This window comes from Bradyrhizobium sp. Leo114, assembly GCF_055229415.2.
Genome location: NZ_JBUYEN020000007.1, coordinates 129,021 through 147,715, shown reverse-complemented (window position 1 = coordinate 147,715; position 18,695 = coordinate 129,021). Strand labels below are relative to the sequence as shown.

The window sequence follows — 18,695 nt, the reverse complement described above, 5'->3', positions numbered from 1 at the left end:
ATCAGACTCGCTTCACGATGGGCCGGCCAAACAGCCCGGCCGGTTTGACGACCAACACGGTGATAATCAGCGCCAGCGCGATCGGCAGCTTGAGCTCGTTGCCGACGCCTGGAATGTAGGTGCCGGCAAGGTTCTCGAACACGCCGACCAGGAAGCCGCCGATCACAGCGCCGAGCGGCGAGCTAAGGCCGCCGAGCACCGCGGAGGCGAAACCGTAGATCAGGACGCCGCCCATCATGTTCGGCTCCAGGAACACCACCGGCGCGATCAGCATGCCGGCGATCGCGCCGATGGCGGCGGCCATGCCCCAGCCGAGCGCGATCATCCAGCTCGTGTTGATGCCGACCAGCCGCGCCGATTCAGGCAGTGAGGCAGCCGCTCGCATCGCAAGGCCAATGCGGGTGAACTGGAAGAAGAAATAGAGGCCGGCGAGCAGCAGCAGGGTGACGCCGACCATGCCGGCCTGGTGGGTCGAGATCAGCTGGCTGCCGAGGAACGGCGAGGAGCCGAACGGCGTCGGATATTGCTTGATGGTGAAATCCCAGATCAGGCCCGCGACCGAGTTGACGATCGCAAACAGCGCGATGAAGCCGGCGACGTTGGTCAGTACCGGCGCCTTCGCCAAGGGCTTGAACAACAGCCGCTCGATCAGGATGCCGCCGGCGAAGGAAAGGATGACGGTGAGGATGAAGGCCCACCAATAAGGCACGCCCCATTGCATCATCTGCCAGGACATGAAGGTCGAGAACATCGCCATTTCGCCCTGCGCGAAATTGAGATGGTCGATCGCCTGGTAGATCATCACGACGGCGAGCGCCATGCAGGCGTAGATCGCGCCGGTGGCGATGCCGGCCAGGACTTGGTTGGCAAAAAGCTCCATGGTCCTCGCTCCCTCAGTAACCCAGATAGGATTTACGGACGTCTTCGTTGTTGGCGACGTCCTTGGCGTTGCCGGACATCACGATGCGTCCGGTTTCGATCACATAGGCCTGGTCGGCGAGCTCGAGCGCGAGCTGCGCATTCTGCTCGACCACCAGGATGGTGACCTTGTCCTCGCGGTTGATCTTGCCGAGAATGCGGAACAGGTCGCGGACCACCAGCGGCGCCAGGCCGAACGACGGCTCGTCCAGCAGCATCAGCCGCGGCCGCAGCATCAGCGCGCGCGCGACCGCGAGCATCTGCTGCTCGCCGCCCGACAGCGTGCCGGCCTGCTGGGTATAGCGCTGCTTGAGCACCGGGAAGTGGTCGTACATGCGCTCGATGTCGGCGACGATGTTCTTCTTGTCGCCGCGCGTGATGGCGCCAAGCTGCAGGTTCTCCTCCACCGTCATGTTGGTGAAGGTGCCGCGGCCCTGCGGCACATGGGCGATGCCGAGGCGGACCACGTTCTCGGTCGAACGATTACCGATCGGCTTGCCCTCGAATTCGATCGCGCCGGTCGAGCGCACCATGTTGCAGATCGCCCGCAGCGTGGTGGTCTTGCCGGCGCCATTGGCCCCGAGCAGCGTGGTGAGCGAGCCTTCGTTCAGGGAAAAGCTGAGGCCGTGAAGCGCCTGGACCTGACCGTAATAGGCGCGCAGATCCTTGACGTTGAGCATCATCGTCATTGGTCCTTGCTCCCGAGATAGGCCTTGATGACGTCGGGATCGGCCTGGACCTGGCTAGGGGTTCCCTCGGCGAGCTTGCGGCCGAAATTGAGCGCGACGACATGGTCGGCGGTCGACATCACCATGCCCATGTGGTGCTCGACCAGAAGCACGGTGATCTTGCGCTCGTCGCGGATCTTGCGGACGAGGTCGCCGAGCACATAGACCTCTTCATGGTTGAGGCCGCCGGCCGGCTCGTCCAGCAAGAGGATCTTCGGATCGGCCGCGAGCGCGCGCGCCAGTTCAACGCGCTTCTGGGTGCCGAACGGCAGGCCCGACACGATGCTGTGCGCGACGTCCTCGAGGTCGAGATAGGCCAGGATCTCGTGCACCTTCTTGTTGACCGAAGCCTCGGTGCGCCTGATCCAGGCGAGCTTGAGCGAGTCGCTGATGATGTCGCTGGAGGTGCGCGCGTGGGTGCCGACGCGGACATTGTCGAGCACCGAGAGATTGGGAAACAGCGCGACGTTCTGGAAGGTGCGACCGATGCCGATCTCGGCGATCTTGTGCGGCGGGCGGCTGAGGATGCTCACGCCTTCCATCAGGATGTCGCCGGAGCTCGGCTGATAGAGCCGGGAGAGGCAATTGAAGAGCGTCGTCTTGCCAGCGCCGTTCGGTCCGATCAGTCCCAGGATCTGGCCCTGATGCATGTCGAAGGAGACGCCGTTCAACGCGACGATGCCGCCGAACACGACGCTGACGTCGCGAACCGCCAGCAGTGGCGCATGACCCTGCGCGAGTTGTGCCTGCGTCATCTCGTCTCGCCCGCCCGCTTGAGAGGGCGGAGAGCGCCGTGCGAGCGATCGCGCCGGCAATGAAGAAGGCTGTCAGATGCCCTCGGCCACACGTGCAACTTTCCCTCCTGATCTAGACTTTTTGCTTTCAACTTTTCTGGATTGCGGCGCTACCCCACCAAGCGCCTGCTCGATGTTCCTTACCATCGCGACAAGGCGAGGTCCAATATCGTGGAGCAACCGGTCTTCCGTAAAGCGGAATGCCGGCGCACCGCAGTTGAATGCATACGGACCGGTTCCGTCATTGAGCTGCAATGCCACGCCGACAGCGTGAACATCGTCCTGCCATTCACCAGCAGAAATTGCAAAGCCACGCTTCGCTACCAATTCGCCCGAACGCTCGATGCCATCGCGCATCTTCGGCCAGCGGCTGCCATAGTGGTCGCGAAGCTCACGCAGCAGAGCGGTACGCTCATCGTCCGGCAGCGCCCAGATATAGGCGCGTCCCATCGCGGTGGTCGCTATTGGTATCCGCGAACCGACATCGAGCTGAACGCCGAGCGTCAGTCCGTTCCGGCTTTGCCCGAAATAGATCATGCTGAGCCGATCGCGCCCGCCGACCGCGACCGCACCGCCGGTCGCACGCATCACGTCCTCGCGATAGGGTTCGGACAAATGCCGGACGCCGAGATTGGCGAGCGCGGCATAACCCAGCGCCATGGCAGAGGGCGTGAGCTGGTACTTCTCGAAACGCGGAACGGGTGTAAGGTAACCAAGCTTGGTCAACGTATAGGTCAGCCGCGAAACGGTTGGCTTCGGCAAATTGGTGCGGGCCGCAATCTCCTGATTGCCGAGAAGCCCGTCATTGGGACGGAATGCGCGCAGGACTTCCAATCCACGGGAAAGCGCGACCACAAAATTGCGGTCGGTCGCCGCCTTCTTTCCTGAACGTTTCATTCCCCGCCACTTTGTCGATCTCGTTGACAAGGGACGTGCTTCAAAATAACCCTCCGTGTCAAGATGTGGAATTTAATTTCGCAGTGCGAAATTAGCTACTAAACGCAAGAACCGCAACAACGCCTTGCAAAAGAACACACCGCAAAAGAACACAGCATCCAAGGAGAGCCTCGTGAGCGAAGTCGTAAAACTCGAGCGGCATGACATCATTGGCATCGTCACGGTTAACAATCCTCCGGTCAACGCGCTGAGTGCCGCAGTACGCGGCGGCATCCTGGAATGCATCAAGAGCGCGATTGCCGATGCCGAAGTGAAGGCGATCGTGCTGACCTGCGCCGGCCGCACCTTCATCGCCGGTGCCGACATCACCGAATTCGGCAAGCCGCCGAAGCCGCCCGGCCTCAACGAGGTGCTGGAGGCGATGGAGAATTCACCGAAGCCGATCGTTGCCGCGATCCACGGCACCGCGCTCGGCGGCGGCCTCGAAGTCGCTCTGGCATGCCACTATCGCGTGGCCACCAAGGACGCCCGGCTCGGCCTGCCTGAAGTGAAGCTCGGCCTGCTGCCCGGCGCCGGCGGCACCCAGCGGCTGCCGCGCGCGGTCGGACCGGAGCTTGCGGTCAAGATAATCGTCGGCGGCGATCCGATCGGCGCCGCGGAAGCGCTGAAGAACGGCTTGATCGAAGAGATCGTCGAGGGACCGGCCGCCGGCGGCGAAGCCTTCGCACTCAAGGTGCTGGCGGAGAAGCGCCCATTGCGCAAGTTGCGCGACGACGACTCCAAGCTCGCCGCGGCCAAGGCCGACCGTTCGATCTTCACCAATGCGGTCGCCGCGCTGACCAAGCGCGCACGCGGCCTGGAAGCGCCGTTCGCCGCAGCCGACGCGGTCGGCGCCGCGATCGACCTGCCCTTCGATGAAGGCCTGAAGAAGGAGCGCGAGACCTTCCTGAAGCTGGTCGCGAGCGACCAGTCCAAGGCGCAGCGTTACGCCTTCTTCGCCGAGCGCGAGGCCGCGAAGATCGCAGGCGTGCCTGATGGCACCAAGCCGCGCAACGTCGCGCGCGTCGCCATCATCGGCGCCGGCACCATGGGCGGCGGCATCGCGATGTCGTTTGCCAATGCCGGCATCCCCGTGACGCTGATCGAGACCGGTGAGGAACAGCTCAAGCGCGGCCTCGGCGTGATGCAGAAGAACTATGAAGCGACCGCTGCGCGCGGCGGCATCCCGGCGGATGCACCCGCCAAGCGGATGGCGCTGATATCAGGCGTGGTCGGCCTGGAAAACGTCAAGGATGCTGACCTCGTCATCGAGGCGGTGTTCGAGACCATGGCGGTCAAGAAGGAAGTGTTCGGCAAGCTCGATCAATATGCCAAGCCGGGCGCCGTGCTGGCCTCCAACACGTCCTACCTGAACATCGACGAGATCGCCAAGGAGACCAAACGGCCGCAGGACGTGCTGGGCATGCACTTCTTCTCGCCGGCCAACGTCATGAAGCTGTGCGAGATCGTGCGCGCCGAGAAGACTGCGCCCGACGCGTTGGTCACGGCGGTTTCGATTGCGCGCAAGATCGCGAAGGTTCCGGCCGTGGTCGGCGTCTGCGACGGCTTCGTCGGCAACCGCATGCTGGCCCAGCGCGGCAAGCAGGCGGAAAAGCTGTTGTTCGAGGGGGCGCTGCCGCAGCAGGTCGACGCTGTCGTCACAAAATTCGGCATGCCGATGGGGCCGTTCGCGATGGGCGACCTCGCCGGCCTCGACATCGGCTGGCGCTCGCGCAAGGACCGCGGCATCAAGTCGGAGATCGCGGACGCGCTGTGCGAAGCCGGCCGCTTCGGCCAGAAGACCGGCAAGGGCTATTACAAATATGAGGCGGGCTCGCGGGCGCCCCTGCCCGATCCGGAAGTCGAGAAGCTGATCGACGAGACGCTGGCGCGCCTCGGCCGCAAGAAGCGTGTCGTCAGCGACGACGAGATCCTCGAGCGCATGATGTACCCGATGATCAATGAGGGCGCGCGCATTCTGGAGGAAGGCATCGCGGCGCGGCCTTCCGACATCGACGTGGTCTGGCTCTATGGCTATGGCTGGCCGATCTACCGCGGCGGCCCGATGTTCTGGGCAGATACGGTGGGTCTGAAGCATATCGCCGATCGCCTCTCCTTCTATGCCAAGGAGACCAACGATCCCTCGCTGGAGCCGGCGCCGCTGCTCAAGCGCCTTGCCGACGAAGGCAAGACGTTTGCTTCGCTCGCCGCGCCGTCGAAGGCGGCTTGATGATCGGCTTCCGCTACGTGTCATTCCGGGATGCGCCGCAAGGCGCAGGCCCGGAATCCATTTCTCCGCCCGAGTATGTGGCCCAATGGATTCCGGGTTCGCGCTTCGCGCGCCCCGGAATGACAGCCCAGTGAACATCATGACTCATCCCGGCGAACAGTTTTATCCGAAGGGCGTGCGTTGGGACGATCCGATCGCGCGCGGCACGTTGCCTGATTTGCTCTCCACGGCCGCGGCGGCCTACGGCCCGCGGACGGTGATCGAATTCCGCGACCGGCCGATCAGCTATGCGGAGCTGGAAGCGCTGGTCGAAACCGCGGCTTCCGCGTTCCTGCGGGCCGGCTACGGCAGGGACACCTCGGTGGCGTTGTTCCTCGGCAACACGCCCGACCATCCCATCAACTTCTTCGGCGCGCTGAAGGCGGGTGCCCGCGTCGTACATCTCTCGCCGCTCGACGGCGAGATCGCGCTCTCGCACAAGCTCTCGGATTCCGGTGCGCGCATCCTCATCACCAGCAATCTCTCGGCGCTGCTGCCGACCGCGCTGAAGTTCCTCGACAAGGGCCTGCTCGACCGGCTGATCGTCTGCGAGGACGATCATTGGGGCAAGGTCGGCACGCCCCAGACCGCGTTGCCCGGCCATCCCGCCATCATCACCTATCGCCAGTTCGTCGACGGCGCGACCAAACCCGCCAGATGGCCTGAGGTCAGCGCCGACGACGTCGCGCTGCTGCAATATACCGGCGGCACCACCGGCCTGCCGAAAGGCGCGATGCTGAGCCACGGCAATCTGACCGCCGCGGTGTCGATCTATGAGGTCTGGGGCAAGGCTGCCCGCGCGGAGCGCGATGCGATCGAGCGCGTGATCTGCGTGCTGCCGCTGTTCCACATCTACGCGCTGACGGTCGTGCTGCTGTCCTCGATCCGGCACGGCTATCTGATCTCGCTGCACCAACGCTTCGACGTCCAGGCCGTGATGCGCGACATCGAGGAGAAGCGCGCCACCGTGTTCCCGGGCGTGCCCACGATGTGGATTGCGATCGCCGCCCTGCCCGATCTCGACAAGCGCGACCTGTCCTCGCTGGTGAGCTGTGGTTCCGGCGGCGCGCCGCTGCCGGTGGAAGTCGCCAAGATCTTCGAGCGCCGGGTCGGCATGAAGCTGCGCAGCGGCTGGGGCATGACCGAGACCTGCTCGCCGGGCACCGGCCACGTCAAGGAAGGGCCGGACAAGCCGGGCTCGATCGGCCTGATGCTGCCGGGCATCGAGCTCGATGTGGTCTCGCTGGATGACCCCAAACAGGTCCTGCCCGTCGGCGAAGTCGGCGAAATCCGCATTCGCGGCCCGAATGTGACAAAGGGTTACTGGAACCGGCCCAAGGAAACCGCCGAAGCGTTTGTCGGCGACCGCTTCCTCACCGGCGACATCGGCTACATGGACGCGGACGGCTATTTCTATCTGGTCGACCGCAAGAAGGACATGATCATCTCCGGCGGCTTCAATGTCTATCCGCAGATGATCGAGCAGGCGATCTATACGTATCCGTCAGTGCACGAAGTGATCGTGATCGGCATCCCCGACGACTACCGGGGCGAGGCTGCGAAAGCCTTCATCAAGCTGCGCGATGGCGCCGCGCCATTCACGATCGACGATCTGCGCGTCTTTCTCACCGGCAAGCTCGGCAAGCATGAACTGCCGGCCGCACTCGAATTCGTCGAGGAATTGCCGCGAACGTCGGTCGGAAAACTTTCCCGCCACGAATTGCGCCAGCAGCGGGCCGCCCCGGCTGGCGCTGCGAAACAACAACCAGAAAACGCAACAGGAGGTCGTTCATGACCGACGCCGTTATCGTCTCTACCGCCCGCACGCCGATCGGCAAGGCCTATCGCGGTGCGCTCAACGTCACCGAAGGCGCGACCCTGCTCGGACACGCCATCGGCGAGGCGGTCGCCCGCGCCAAGGTCGATCCAAAGGAGATCGAGGACGTCGTGATGGGCGCCGCCCTGCAGCAGGGCTCAACCGGCGGCAACATCGCGCGCAAGGCGCTGCTCCGCGCCGGCCTTCCGGTGACTGTCGCCGGCACCACCATCGACCGGCAATGCGCCTCGGGCCTGCAGGCGATTGCGCTTGCCGCGCGCTCGGTGCTGTTCGACGGCGTCGAGATCGCGGTCGGCGGCGGCGGTGAATCGATCAGCCTGGTGCAGAACGACAAGATCAATACGTTTCACGCCCAGGACCCGGCGCTGTTGAAGATCAAGGGCGAGGTCTACATGCCCATGATCGACACCGCCGAAGTGGTCGCCAAGCGCTACAACATCTCGCGCGAAAAGCAGGACGAATATTCGCTCGAGAGCCAGCGCCGCACCGCGGCCGCCCAGCAGGGCGGCAAGTTCAAGGACGAGCTGGCACCGATCACCACCCAGATGGCGGTGACCGACAAGGCGACCGGCGCGGTCTCGTTCAAGGAGGTGACGCTGTCGCAGGATGAGGGCCCGCGGCCCGACACTACGGCCGAAGGCCTTGCCGGCCTGAAGCCGGTGCGCGGCGAAGGTTTCACCATCACCGCCGGTAATGCCAGCCAGCTTTCCGACGGCGCCAGCGCAACCGTGATCATGAGCGACAAGGAAGCGGCCAGGCGCGGCCTGAAGCCGCTCGGCATCTTCCGCGGTTTCGTTTCCGCCGGCTGCGAGCCCGACGAGATGGGAATCGGGCCGGTCTTCGCCGTGCCGCGCCTGCTCAAGCGCCATGGCCTGAAGGTCGAGGACATCGACCTCTGGGAGCTCAACGAAGCCTTCGCGGTGCAGGTGCTCTATTGCCGCGACAAGCTCGGCATCGATCCCGATAAGCTCAACGTCAATGGCGGCGCGATCGCGGTCGGCCATCCCTACGGCATGTCGGGCGCGCGGCTCACCGGCCACGCCCTGATCGAAGGCCGCCGCCGCAAGGCAAAATATGCGGTCGTCACCATGTGCGTCGGCGGCGGCATGGGCGCGGCCGGTTTGTTCGAGGTGGTGCACTAAGCCTGTCGTCCCGGCGAAGTCCGGGACCCATACCGCGTGATCTCGCTTTGGGGCCTCGCTGGTAGATAGCTTAAGTCCACTACGAAGGCCGCGGGTTATGGGTCCCCGCCTTCGCGGGGACGACGAACGAGAAACACAAAGCAGAAATAGTTCATTTGCTCACAAGGAGGATCCGATGGATCTCGCTTTCACCAAGGAAGAAGTGGCGTTTCGCGAGGAAGTGCGGGCGTTCTTCAGGGACAATGTGCCGCCGGACACGCGGAGGAAGATGCAGGAGGGCCGCCATCTCTCCAAGGATGAGATGGTGACCTGGTGGCGCATCCTGAACAAGAAGGGTTGGGGCGTATCGCACTGGCCGAAGGAATATGGCGGCACCGGCTGGACCTCCGTGCAGCACTACATCTTCAACGAGGAACTGCAGTCCTATCCGGCGCCGCAGCCGCTCGCCTTCGGCGTCAGCATGGTCGGCCCTGTCATCTACACGTTCGGCAACGAGGCGCAGAAGAAGCAGTATTTGCCGCGCATCGCCAATGTCGACGACTGGTGGTGCCAGGGCTTCTCGGAGCCGGGCTCGGGCTCGGACCTCGCCTCGCTCCGCACCAAGGCCGAGCGCAAAGGCGACAAGTGGATCATCAACGGCCAGAAGACCTGGACCACGCTGGCGCAGCATGCCGACATGATCTTCTGCCTGTGCCGCACCGATCCCAGTGCCAAGAAGCAGATGGGCATCTCCTTCATCGTGTTCAGCATGAAGTCGAAGGGGGTCACGGTTCGGCCGATCCAGACCATCGACGGCGGCCGTGAGGTCAACGAAGTGTTCTTCGACAATGTCGAGGTCCCGATCGAGAACCTGATCGGCGAGGAGAACAAGGGCTGGGACTACGCCAAGTTCCTGCTCGGCAACGAGCGCACCGGCATTGCGCGGGTCGGCGTCTCCAAGGAGCGGCTGCGCCGCATCAAGGAGCTCGCCTCCAAGGTCGAATCCGGCGGCCGGCCGGTGATCCAGGATCCCGCGTTCCGCGAGAGACTGTCAGCCTGCGAGATCGAGCTGAAGGCCCTGGAGCTGACACAGCTCCGCGTCGTCGCCGACGAAGGCAAGCATGGCAAGGGCAAGCCCAACCCGGCTTCGTCGGTGCTCAAGATCAAGGGCTCGGAGATCCAGCAGACCACGACGGAACTTCTGATGGAAGTGATCGGCCCGTTTGCCGCGCCCTATGATGTGCATGGCGACGACGGCTCGAACGAGGCCATGGATTGGACCGCCCAGATCGCGCCGAGCTACTTCAACAATCGCAAGGTCTCGATCTACGGCGGCTCCAACGAGATCCAGCGCAACATCATCGCCAAGGCGGTGCTGGGGCTTTGAGTTGACGGCTGCTGCGCCACGCACGCTGTCGTCATGGCCGGGTTCGACCCGGCCATCCACGCAGTGACGCAGGCACAGCAAGAGCGTGGATGCCCGGGACAAGCCCGAGCATGACGGAGAATTTCCGATAATCCTGAGAGAGCAAGAACATGGATTTTGATTTGTCCGAGGAGCAGCGGCTTCTCAAGGAAAGCATCGACGGCCTGCTGACGGATTCCTACGATTTCGAGCAGCGCAAGAAATACATGAAGGAGAAGGGCGGCTGGAGCAAAGCCGTCTGGAGCAAGCTCGCCGAGCAGGGCCTGCTCGGCCTGCCCTTCACTGAGGCCGACGGCGGGTTCGGCGCCGGCGGCGTCGAGACCATGATCGTGATGGAAGCGCTCGGCAAAGCGCTCGTGCTCGAGCCTTATCTGGCGACCGTGGTGATCGGCGGCGGCTTCCTGCGCCATGGCGGCTCGGCCGAGCAGAAGGCCGCGCACATTCCCGGCATCATCGACGGCAGCAAGACGCTCGCGTTCGCGCAGCTCGAGAAGAACTCGCGTTATGACCTGTTCGACGTCACCACGACGGCGAAGAAGAAGGGCGCCGGCTGGGTGATCGACGGCGAGAAGTTCGTCGTCCTCAATGGCGAGAACGCCGACACGCTGATCGTGACCGCGCGCACCAAGGGCGAGCGGCGCGACAGAAGCGGCATCGGCGTGTTCCTGGTGCCCGCCGATGCCAAGGGCATCAGCAAGAAGGGCTATCCGACCCAGGACGGCCTGCACGCCGCCGACATCAGCTTCACCGGCGTCGAAGTCGGCAGCGATGCCGCGATCGGCAATCCCGAGGATGCGCTTGATCTGATCGAGCGCGTGGTCGACGAAGCCCGCGTCGCGCTGTGCGCAGAGGCGGTCGGCGCGATGGATGAATCGCTCAAGGAGACCGTCGAGTACATCAAGACGCGCAAGCAGTTCGGCGTCGCGATCGGTTCGTTCCAGAGCCTGCAGCACCGCGCCTCCGACATGTTCGTCGCGGCCGAGCAGGCCCGCTCGATGTCGATGTTCGCGACCATGGCTGGCGACTTCGAGGATGCCAAGGAGCGCGCGAGCGCAATCGCGGCGGCCAAGGTGCAGATCGGCAAGTCGCTGAAGTTCGTCGGCCAGCAGTCGATCCAGCTCCATGGCGGCATCGGCATGACGATGGAGGCCAAGATCGGCCACTACTTCAAGCGCCTGACCATGATCGAGAACACCTTTGGCGACACCGAGTATCACCTGCGCCGCGTCGCAGACGCGGGCGGGTTGATTTAGCTGCTCGCCATTGCGAGCCCGTAAGCCGCATAATGGTCGTCATGCCCGGGCTTGTCCCGGGCACGACGTCTTGGCGGCGAAGGAACAGCGTGGATGGCCGGGTCAAGCCCGGCCATGACGGTGTGGGAAAATGCGAACAAAACAGAAGAGGGAATAACATAACAATGAAGAACACCCCATTCGATCTCACCGGAAAAGTCGCCGTCATCACCGGGTCGAGCCGCGGCATCGGCCGTTCTTCCGCCGAACTGCTGGCAAAGCTCGGCGCCAAGGTGGTGATCTCCTCGCGCAAGGCGGACGCCTGCCAGGAAGTGGCTGACGGCATCAATGCGGCCGGCGGCGATGCGCATGTGATCCCCTGCAACATCTCGCGCCGCGAGGAGGTGGAGGCGCTGATCTCCGGCGCAACCAAACATTACGGCAAGATCGACATCCTGGTCTGCAACGCCGCGGTGAACCCGTATTACGGCCCGCTGCTCGACATCAAAGACGAGGCGTTCGACAAGATCATGGGCTCCAACGTCAAGAGCAACATCTGGCTCTGCGCGCTGGCAATCCCGCAGATGGCCGAACGCGGCACTGGCTCGGTCGTAATCATCTCGTCCATCGGCGGATTGCGCGGCTCGACCGTGATCGGCGCCTACGGCATCTCGAAGGCGGCCGACTTCGCGCTCTGCCGCAGCCTGGCCGGCGAATGGGGACCGAAAGGCGTGCGCGTCAATTGCGTCGCGCCGGGGCTGGTCAAGACCGATTTCGCCCGCGCGCTCTGGGAAGACGCGGAGCTTTTGAAACGGCGCACCGCCACCACCCCGCTCCGTCGCATCGGCGAACCCGACGAGATCGCCGGCGCGGTCGCCTACCTCGCCTCCGACGCCTCCACCTTCATGACCGGCCAGACCATTGTCATCGACGGCGGCGTCACCACGGCAGCGGTGTAGTCAATCTCCCTCGCCCCGCTCTTGCGGGGAGAGGGCTGGGGTGAGGGGCTGCCTCCACGCACTCCGAACACCGTGAATGCGGCGCGTCCCCTCACCCGGCGCTGGCGCGCCGACCTCTCCCCGCAAGAGCGGGGCGAGGTTAAGCAGCCGGCCCGAGCTGAGATATTGACCTTCCCGCGCCAATCCGCTCCCTTGGCGCAAACCATCACCTCCGGGAAGGAGCGCCATGTCCTTTGTGCTGGCCATCGATCAGGGCACCACGTCCTCGCGCGCCATTGTGTTCCGCAGCGATATTTCCATCGCGGCAGTGGCGCAGCAGGAGTTCCCGCAGCATTTCCCGGCCTCCGGCTGGGTCGAGCATGAGCCGGAGGACATCTGGACCTCGACCATCGCCACCTGCCGCAATGCGCTGGAGAAGGCCGGTCTAACAGCGAAGGACATCGCCGCGATCGGCATCACCAACCAGCGCGAGACCACTGTCGTGTGGGACCGCGCGACAGGCCAGGCCGTGCACCGCGCCATCGTCTGGCAGGACCGTCGCACCGCGGATTTCTGCGCCCGATTGAAAGCAGATGGCCATGAGCCCGTGATCTCGGCCAAGACCGGATTGATCATCGACCCTTATTTCTCGGGGACAAAAGTCGCCTGGATCCTCGACGGCGTGCCCGGCGCGCGAGAGCGCGCCGAGCGCGGCGAACTGCTGTTCGGCACCGTCGATTGCTATCTGCTCTGGCGGCTCACCGGCGGCAAGGTGCACGCGACCGACGCCACCAACGCCTCGCGCACCCTGCTGTTCAACATCCACACCGGCGAATGGGACGACGAGCTCTTGAAAATCCTCGGCGTGCCCCGCTCGATGCTGCCAGAGGTGAAGGACTCGTCGGCGAAATTCGGCGACAGCGTGCCCGACCTGTTCGGCGGCAGCATCGCCATCGCAGGCATCGCCGGCGACCAGCAAGCTGCGACCATCGGGCAGGCCTGTTTCGAGCCCGGCATGATCAAGTCGACCTATGGCACCGGCTGCTTTGCACTGCTCAACACCGGCACCACGCCGGTGAAGTCGAAGAACAAGCTGCTGACCACGATCGCCTACCAGCTCGGCGGCAAACGCACCTACGCGCTGGAAGGCTCGATCTTCGTCGCCGGAAGCGCAGTGCAATGGCTGCGCGACGGGCTCGGTATCATCAAGCAGGCCGCCGAGACCGGGCCGCTCGCCGACAAATCCGACTCGATGCAGAGCGTCTATCTGGTGCCGGCCTTTGTCGGCATGGGCGCGCCCTACTGGAATCCACGCGTGCGCGGCGCGCTGTTCGGCCTCACCCGCAACACCGGGCCAGCCGAGCTCGCGCATGCCGCGCTGGAAAGCGTCTGCTACCAGACCTACGACCTCTGGGCCGCGATGCGCGCCGACTGGCCTGACGCAACCGCGGCCAACATCGTGCTCCGCGTCGACGGCGGCATGACCGCTTCCGACTGGACCATGCAGCGATTGGCCGATCTGCTCGACGCCCCGGTCGATCGGCCGATGATCCAGGAGACCACGGCGCTGGGCGCCGCCTATCTCGCCGGCCTGCAGGCGGGCGTCTATCCCGAGCCGACCAAATTCGCCGACAATTGGCGGCTCGAACACCGCTTCAAGCCGGCGATGAGCCAGGCGACGCGGGAGCGGAAGCTGGCGGGTTGGGCGAGGGCGGTGAAGGGTGTGCTCGCGAGCGACGAGGGAGAGTGATGCGCTGTTGATCGCCAGCGCCACATTCTCCGTCATGCCCGGGCAAAAGCGCGAAGCGCGTCTTCGCGCAGATGTCCCGGGCATCCACGTCTTGGCGGCAACGAAGAACGTGGATGGCCGGGACAAGCCCGGCCATGACGAATGGAGAGATCGCTAATTCGCCATCATCCGCTGCGGCAACCACGTCGCGAGCAGCGGGAAGGCGATCAGGATCACGAGGCGGATCAGGTCGGTGACGACGAAGGGGATCACGCCCTTGAAGATCGTGGAAAAAGACACGTCCTTCACCACGCTCTTGATCACGAACACGTTCATGCCGACAGGCGGGTGGATCAGGCCGAGCTCGACCGTCATCACGATGATGACGCCGAACCAGATCGGATCGAAGCCGAGATGCATGATGACCGGGAAGATGATCGGCACGGTCAGGATGATCATCGCCATGGCGTCCATCAGGCAGCCGAGCACGAGATACATCACCATGATGACGGCGAGGATGCCGTAGCTGCCGAGCCCGAGGCCGGTGAGGAATTCGGTGACCTTTTGCGGGGTCTGCGTCACCGTCAGGAAATAGCCGAAGATCAGCGCGCCGATCAGCACGGTGAACACCGCGGCCGCCGTGCGCGTCGCCTGCAGCAACGAATTAAGGATCTTCTCCTTGTCCAACCGTCCGGTGAGAATGCCGATCAGGAATGCGCCGGTGGCGCCGACGCCGCCGGCCTCCGTCGGCGTGAAGCGCGGCAGGAATGGCAGGCCGTAGAGGCCGCCGATGACAAAGATGAAGAGCAGCACCGGCGCCCAGATGTCGCGCAGGCCGGCAAAGCGCTCGCGCCAGGAAATCCGCTTCCCCGTCGGCAGGAAGCCGGGCCTGACATGGCCGATCAGCGCGATGGTGATCATATACATGGTCATCGCGAGCAGGCCCGGGATAATGCCGGCGATGAAGAGTTTCCCGATGTCCTGCTCGGTGATGATGCCGTAGACCGCGAGCACGGTCGACGGCGGCAGCATCGCGCCCAGCGTGCCGCCCGCCGCGATCACGCCGGTGGCAAAGGATTGCGGATAGCCGAAGCGGCGCATCTCCGGATAGGCCACGGCCGAGAACGTCGCGGCGGTCGCGACCGAGGAGCCGCAGATCGCGGCGAAGCCGCCGCAAGCGGCGACGGTGGCGATGCCGAGCCCGCCGCGAAGATGGCCGACAAAGCCATTGGCGGCTCGGAACAATTCGCGGCTCATGCCGGAATTGCTGACGAAGGTCCCCATCAGGAGGAACATCGGGATCACGCCGAAAGTGTAGTCGGTCACCGTGCGCATCGAGGTCTGGCCGACCAGTTTCAGCGCCGGCGTGGCGCCGACCAGATAGCTGAAACCGCAGACACCGACGAGGCCCATCGCCATGCCCACGGGCACGCGGAGCAACATCAGCGCGAACAGCGCGACAAAGCCGATGATGGCGACGGCGTCGGTACTCATCGGCGCTTACTCCGTCGCCTTGATCTTGGGATCGTGCATCTCCTCGGGGTGGAAGATCAGCCGATAAGTGCGGATCGCGATCAAAAGCACGGCGGAGACGTCGCCGATCCAGGCGAGCGCAAAGAACGGCCAAGTCGGCATGTGCAGGTCGAAGGTCAGGACATTGTCGTTGTAGGTGCCGCGCACCTTGTCGAACAACGTCCAGGTCTGCACGGAGACCACGAACAGCAGCACCAGCGTCGCGAACACGTCGATGACACGTTGGTATCTCGGCCCGACATTGGCCCAGACCAGGTCGACGGTGATGTGGGTGCCGCGATAGGACGTCGCGGCGATGCCCCAGAAAATGAGGATGCCGAGCAGCATCCGCCCGATGTCGAAGGAATCGGGAATCGCGTAGTTCAGCGTGTTTCGCAGGAGCACCGCAAGGAAGATATTGGCGGCGACGATGCCGACAAATCCGGCCGCGATCCATTCGATCGTGTCGATGAAACGGTCCATGTAAGCGCGTTTCATGTGCTCGGTGTCCTATTGCGTACGATCACTTGATCGAGGCCGTCTCGCAGCATGGTTCACCTCTCCCCATCGGGGAGAGGTCGGCGCGAAGCGCCGGGTGAGGGGGATCAGGTCCCACGAGGGAGCGGAACCCCTCACCCGGATCGCATCTGCGATGCAATCCGACCTCTCCCAGGGGAGAGGTGGGGCACCGCCGATGCAGCACCAGCACAATCCGATCTCATCGGATTCATGAGGCACTACTGCGCGAGCGCATTGTACTTCGCGAGTGACGCCTTCAGGTCGGCCATCGCAGCGTCCGCATCGACGCCGGCCTTCTTGACGCCGTCGGCCCAGGTCTTGACCAGTGGCTCGGCCGCCTTCTTCCACAGCGCGGTCTGTTCCGGCGTCAGCTTGTAGACCTCGTGGCCGGACTCGGCCTTCACCTTGTCGATGCCGGCGTCCTCGAACTTACCCCAGTGCTCGCCGACGATGCCCGCCATCTCGGTCGAGCAATTCTTGTCGATGGCGGCCTTCTGGCGGTCGGACATCGCGTTGTACTTGTCCTTGTTGATGACGAACACGAAGGTCGTGACATAGAGCGGCGCCTCCATGTCGTACTTCGTCACCTTGTCGATGCCGAACAGCACCAGCGAGCCCCAGGGAAAGGTGACGCCGTCGGCAACGCCGCGCTCGATGATGTCGCGCACTTCAGGCGCTGAGGACTGCACATTGGTGCCACCGAGCGAGGTGACGAAATTGGCCATGGTGGCATGGGCTGGGCGGATCTTCAGGCCTTTGACATCCTCGGGCACGACGATCTTCTTGGTGCGCGAATGGAACGAAGACGGCGAATGGACGAAGGCCAGACAATATTTGACGTCCTTCATCTCCTTCTCGGCATATTTGCGGTACCAGGCATCCAGTCCCATCGAGCCGCCCTTGGCGTCCGAGATCAGGAACGGCAATTCGCCGGCGCCGACGATCGGGAAGCGGCCGGGCTGGTAGCCCGGATTGACATAGGTGACATCGGCGATGCCGTCGCGCGCCATGTCGTAATGGTCGAAAGCCTTGCCGAGCTGCTGAGCCGGGAACACCTTGCCCTTGATGGTGCCGCCGGAATCCTTTTCCACCGCCGCGGCCCAGTCCTCCAGCGACTTTTGCAGCGGATGGGAGGCCGGCACCCAATGCGAGATCTTCAGGTCGAACGTCTTCTCCTGCCCGAACGCAGGCGTCACGCTGGCGGCCAGCAGCAACGCCAGAACCGTCTTCCTCATCGGCATCCTCTCCCTCTTTGCGGGCCTTTGGTGGCCCTTTGCGATTATTGTTATATGATATAATCACCATTGCAAGCTGACGACAGCGGCCGGCCAGCGGGTATAAGCTGTGGCCTACGGTATCGGGAGGAGCAAAAATTGCGGTCAAAGGTAGCAATTATAGGCGCAGGTCCGGCAGGATTGTTGCTTGGGCAACTACTTCACGCCCATGGCATCGACAATGTGATCCTGGAACGGCAGACGCCGGACTATGTGCTGGGACGGATCCGCGCCGGCTTGCTGGAAGAGGGCACGGTCGGCCTGCTCGACCAAGTCGGCGCAGGCGAGCGCGCCCATCGCGAGGGGCTGATTCATCACGGATTGGAACTCGCCTTCGGCGGCGACCGGCATCGCATCGACATGCACGCGGCGACCGGCAAGACGGTCATGATCTACGGACAGACCGAGGTGACGCTCGACCTCATGAACGCGCGGCAGAAGGCCGGGCTCACCACCATCTATCAGGCCGCCGATGTCCAGCCGCATGATTTCGACACCGACCATCCGCGCGTCTCTTACGTGAAGAATGGCAAAGCAGGCGAGATCATCTGCGACTTCATCGCAGGCTGCGACGGTTTCCACGGCGTCAGCCGCGCCAGCGTGCCGGCTTCCGCCATCAAGACGTATGAGCGGGTGTATCCGTTCGGCTGGCTCGGCATCCTCTCGGAGACCCCTCCGGTTTCGCATGAGCTGATCTACAACAACCATGACCGCGGCTTTGCGCTGTGCACGATGCGCTCGATGCACCGCAGCCGCTATTACGTGCAGTGTCCGCTCGACGACCGTATCGACCAATGGTCCGACGAGCGGTTCTGGGACGAGCTGAAGCGGCGGCTCGACCAGAAGGCGGCGGACGAACTCGTCACCGGCCCCTCGATCGAAAAGAGCATCGCGCCGCTGCGCAGCTTCGTCGCCGAGCCGATGCGCTTCGGCCGGATGTTCCTGGCCGGCGACGCCTCGCATATCGTGCCGCCGACCGGCGCCAAGGGACTGAACCTCGCCGCCAGCGACGTGCACTACCTGTCGCAAGGCTTACGTGAATATTACGACGAGAGATCTTCCGCTGGCATCGATGGCTATTCCGCCAGAGCGCTGGCGCGGGTCTGGAAAGCGGTGCGCTTCTCCTGGTGGATGACCTCGATGCTGCACAAATTCCCCGATCAGGGCGAATTCGGTGCACGTATCCAGCTCGCCGAGCTGGACTATCTCGTCAGCTCCAAGGCGGCATCGACGTCGCTGTCGGAGAATTACGTCGGCCTGCCGTTGTAGAATCGTAGGGTGGGCAAAGCGTAGCGTGCGCACCATCAGCACTCCGCTCGCGATGGTGGGCATGCTTCGCTTTGCCCACCCGACAGGCTACGCCGTCATTGCGAGGAGCGTAGCGACGAAGCAATCCATGCGCCCACGCGGGGAGAAATGGATTGCTTCGCTTCGCTCGCAATGACGACGGAGCATTTCAAAC

The 18,695-nt window shown here is 63.9% G+C and carries 15 protein-coding genes; 8 read left to right on the top strand and 7 right to left on the bottom strand.

The annotated features are described in order from the left end of the window. Position 1 precedes the first annotated feature (1 nt). The 4 genes from ACZIRK_RS10805 to ACZIRK_RS10790 form a co-directional block, all read right to left on the bottom strand. Positions 2 to 880 carry a branched-chain amino acid ABC transporter permease gene (locus ACZIRK_RS10805; protein ID WP_028166750.1) on the bottom strand — a complete coding sequence of 293 codons (879 nt, stop codon included), beginning with the start codon at positions 878 to 880 and terminating at the stop codon, positions 2 to 4. Between the two features lie 13 nt (positions 881 to 893). Next, entirely contained in the window at positions 894 to 1,607 is a 714-nt protein-coding gene (locus ACZIRK_RS10800; protein ID WP_130226613.1) for an ABC transporter ATP-binding protein, read from the bottom strand. Next, the gene (locus ACZIRK_RS10795; RefSeq protein ID WP_130226614.1) at positions 1,604 to 2,401 is read right to left on the bottom strand and encodes an ABC transporter ATP-binding protein; all 798 of its coding nucleotides are present in this window, start codon (positions 2,399 to 2,401) and stop codon (positions 1,604 to 1,606) included. The genes ACZIRK_RS10800 and ACZIRK_RS10795 overlap by 4 nt, the downstream gene beginning before the upstream one ends. 72 nt (positions 2,402 to 2,473) lie before the next feature. Further along, on the bottom strand, positions 2,474 to 3,337 hold the full coding sequence (locus tag ACZIRK_RS10790; protein ID WP_130226615.1) for an IclR family transcriptional regulator: 864 nt from the start codon (positions 3,335 to 3,337) through the stop codon (positions 2,474 to 2,476). A 172-nt stretch (positions 3,338 to 3,509) separates the two neighbouring features. Here ACZIRK_RS10790 and ACZIRK_RS10785 point away from each other — a divergent pair, with 172 nt between their 5' ends. The 7 genes from ACZIRK_RS10785 (at position 3,510) to glpK (ending at position 13,949) form a co-directional block, all read left to right on the top strand. After that, the gene (locus ACZIRK_RS10785; protein ID WP_130226616.1) at positions 3,510 to 5,606 is read left to right on the top strand and encodes a 3-hydroxyacyl-CoA dehydrogenase NAD-binding domain-containing protein; all 2,097 of its coding nucleotides are present in this window, start codon (positions 3,510 to 3,512) and stop codon (positions 5,604 to 5,606) included. 139 nt (positions 5,607 to 5,745) lie between these two features. Then, positions 5,746 to 7,440 (top strand): dicarboxylate--CoA ligase PimA, encoded by a 1,695-nt coding sequence (gene pimA / locus ACZIRK_RS10780; protein WP_463327368.1) that lies wholly within the window; start codon positions 5,746 to 5,748, stop codon positions 7,438 to 7,440. Continuing rightward, a complete protein-coding gene (locus ACZIRK_RS10775; protein ID WP_130226617.1) occupies positions 7,437 to 8,624 on the top strand; it encodes an acetyl-CoA C-acyltransferase in 1,188 nt (395 codons plus the stop codon). The genes pimA and ACZIRK_RS10775 overlap by 4 nt, the downstream gene beginning before the upstream one ends. A gap of 175 nt (positions 8,625 to 8,799) precedes the next feature. Further along, positions 8,800 to 9,990 carry a pimeloyl-CoA dehydrogenase large subunit gene (pimC, locus tag ACZIRK_RS10770; RefSeq protein ID WP_130226618.1) on the top strand — a complete coding sequence of 397 codons (1,191 nt, stop codon included), beginning with the start codon at positions 8,800 to 8,802 and terminating at the stop codon, positions 9,988 to 9,990. Between the two features lie 149 nt (positions 9,991 to 10,139). After that, complete coding sequence (gene pimD / locus ACZIRK_RS10765; protein WP_130226619.1) at positions 10,140 to 11,282, top strand: pimeloyl-CoA dehydrogenase small subunit; 1,143 nt, start codon at positions 10,140 to 10,142, stop codon at positions 11,280 to 11,282. 164 nt (positions 11,283 to 11,446) lie between these two features. Continuing rightward, a complete protein-coding gene (locus ACZIRK_RS10760; protein ID WP_130226620.1) occupies positions 11,447 to 12,220 on the top strand; it encodes an SDR family NAD(P)-dependent oxidoreductase in 774 nt (257 codons plus the stop codon). Between the two features lie 226 nt (positions 12,221 to 12,446). Next, a complete protein-coding gene (glpK, locus tag ACZIRK_RS10755; protein WP_130226621.1) occupies positions 12,447 to 13,949 on the top strand; it encodes a glycerol kinase GlpK in 1,503 nt (500 codons plus the stop codon). A 153-nt stretch (positions 13,950 to 14,102) separates the two neighbouring features. Here glpK and ACZIRK_RS10750 read toward each other — a convergent pair whose 3' ends face one another. From ACZIRK_RS10750 to ACZIRK_RS10740, 3 genes are all read right to left on the bottom strand, one after another. After that, complete coding sequence (locus tag ACZIRK_RS10750) at positions 14,103 to 15,422, bottom strand: TRAP transporter large permease (protein WP_130226623.1); 1,320 nt, start codon at positions 15,420 to 15,422, stop codon at positions 14,103 to 14,105. Positions 15,423 to 15,428: 6 nt separating this feature from the next. Continuing rightward, positions 15,429 to 15,938: a TRAP transporter small permease gene (locus tag ACZIRK_RS10745; protein ID WP_130226624.1), complete on the bottom strand. Its 510-nt coding sequence runs from the start codon at positions 15,936 to 15,938 to the stop codon at positions 15,429 to 15,431. Positions 15,939 to 16,177: 239 nt separating this feature from the next. Further along, positions 16,178 to 17,194, bottom strand: a complete 1,017-nt coding sequence (locus tag ACZIRK_RS10740; RefSeq protein ID WP_130226625.1) for a TRAP transporter substrate-binding protein — start codon at positions 17,192 to 17,194, stop codon at positions 16,178 to 16,180. A gap of 138 nt (positions 17,195 to 17,332) precedes the next feature. Here ACZIRK_RS10740 and pobA point away from each other — a divergent pair, with 138 nt between their 5' ends. Further along, entirely contained in the window at positions 17,333 to 18,502 is a 1,170-nt protein-coding gene (pobA, locus tag ACZIRK_RS10735) for a 4-hydroxybenzoate 3-monooxygenase (RefSeq protein WP_130226626.1), read from the top strand. Positions 18,503 to 18,695 lie beyond the last annotated feature (193 nt).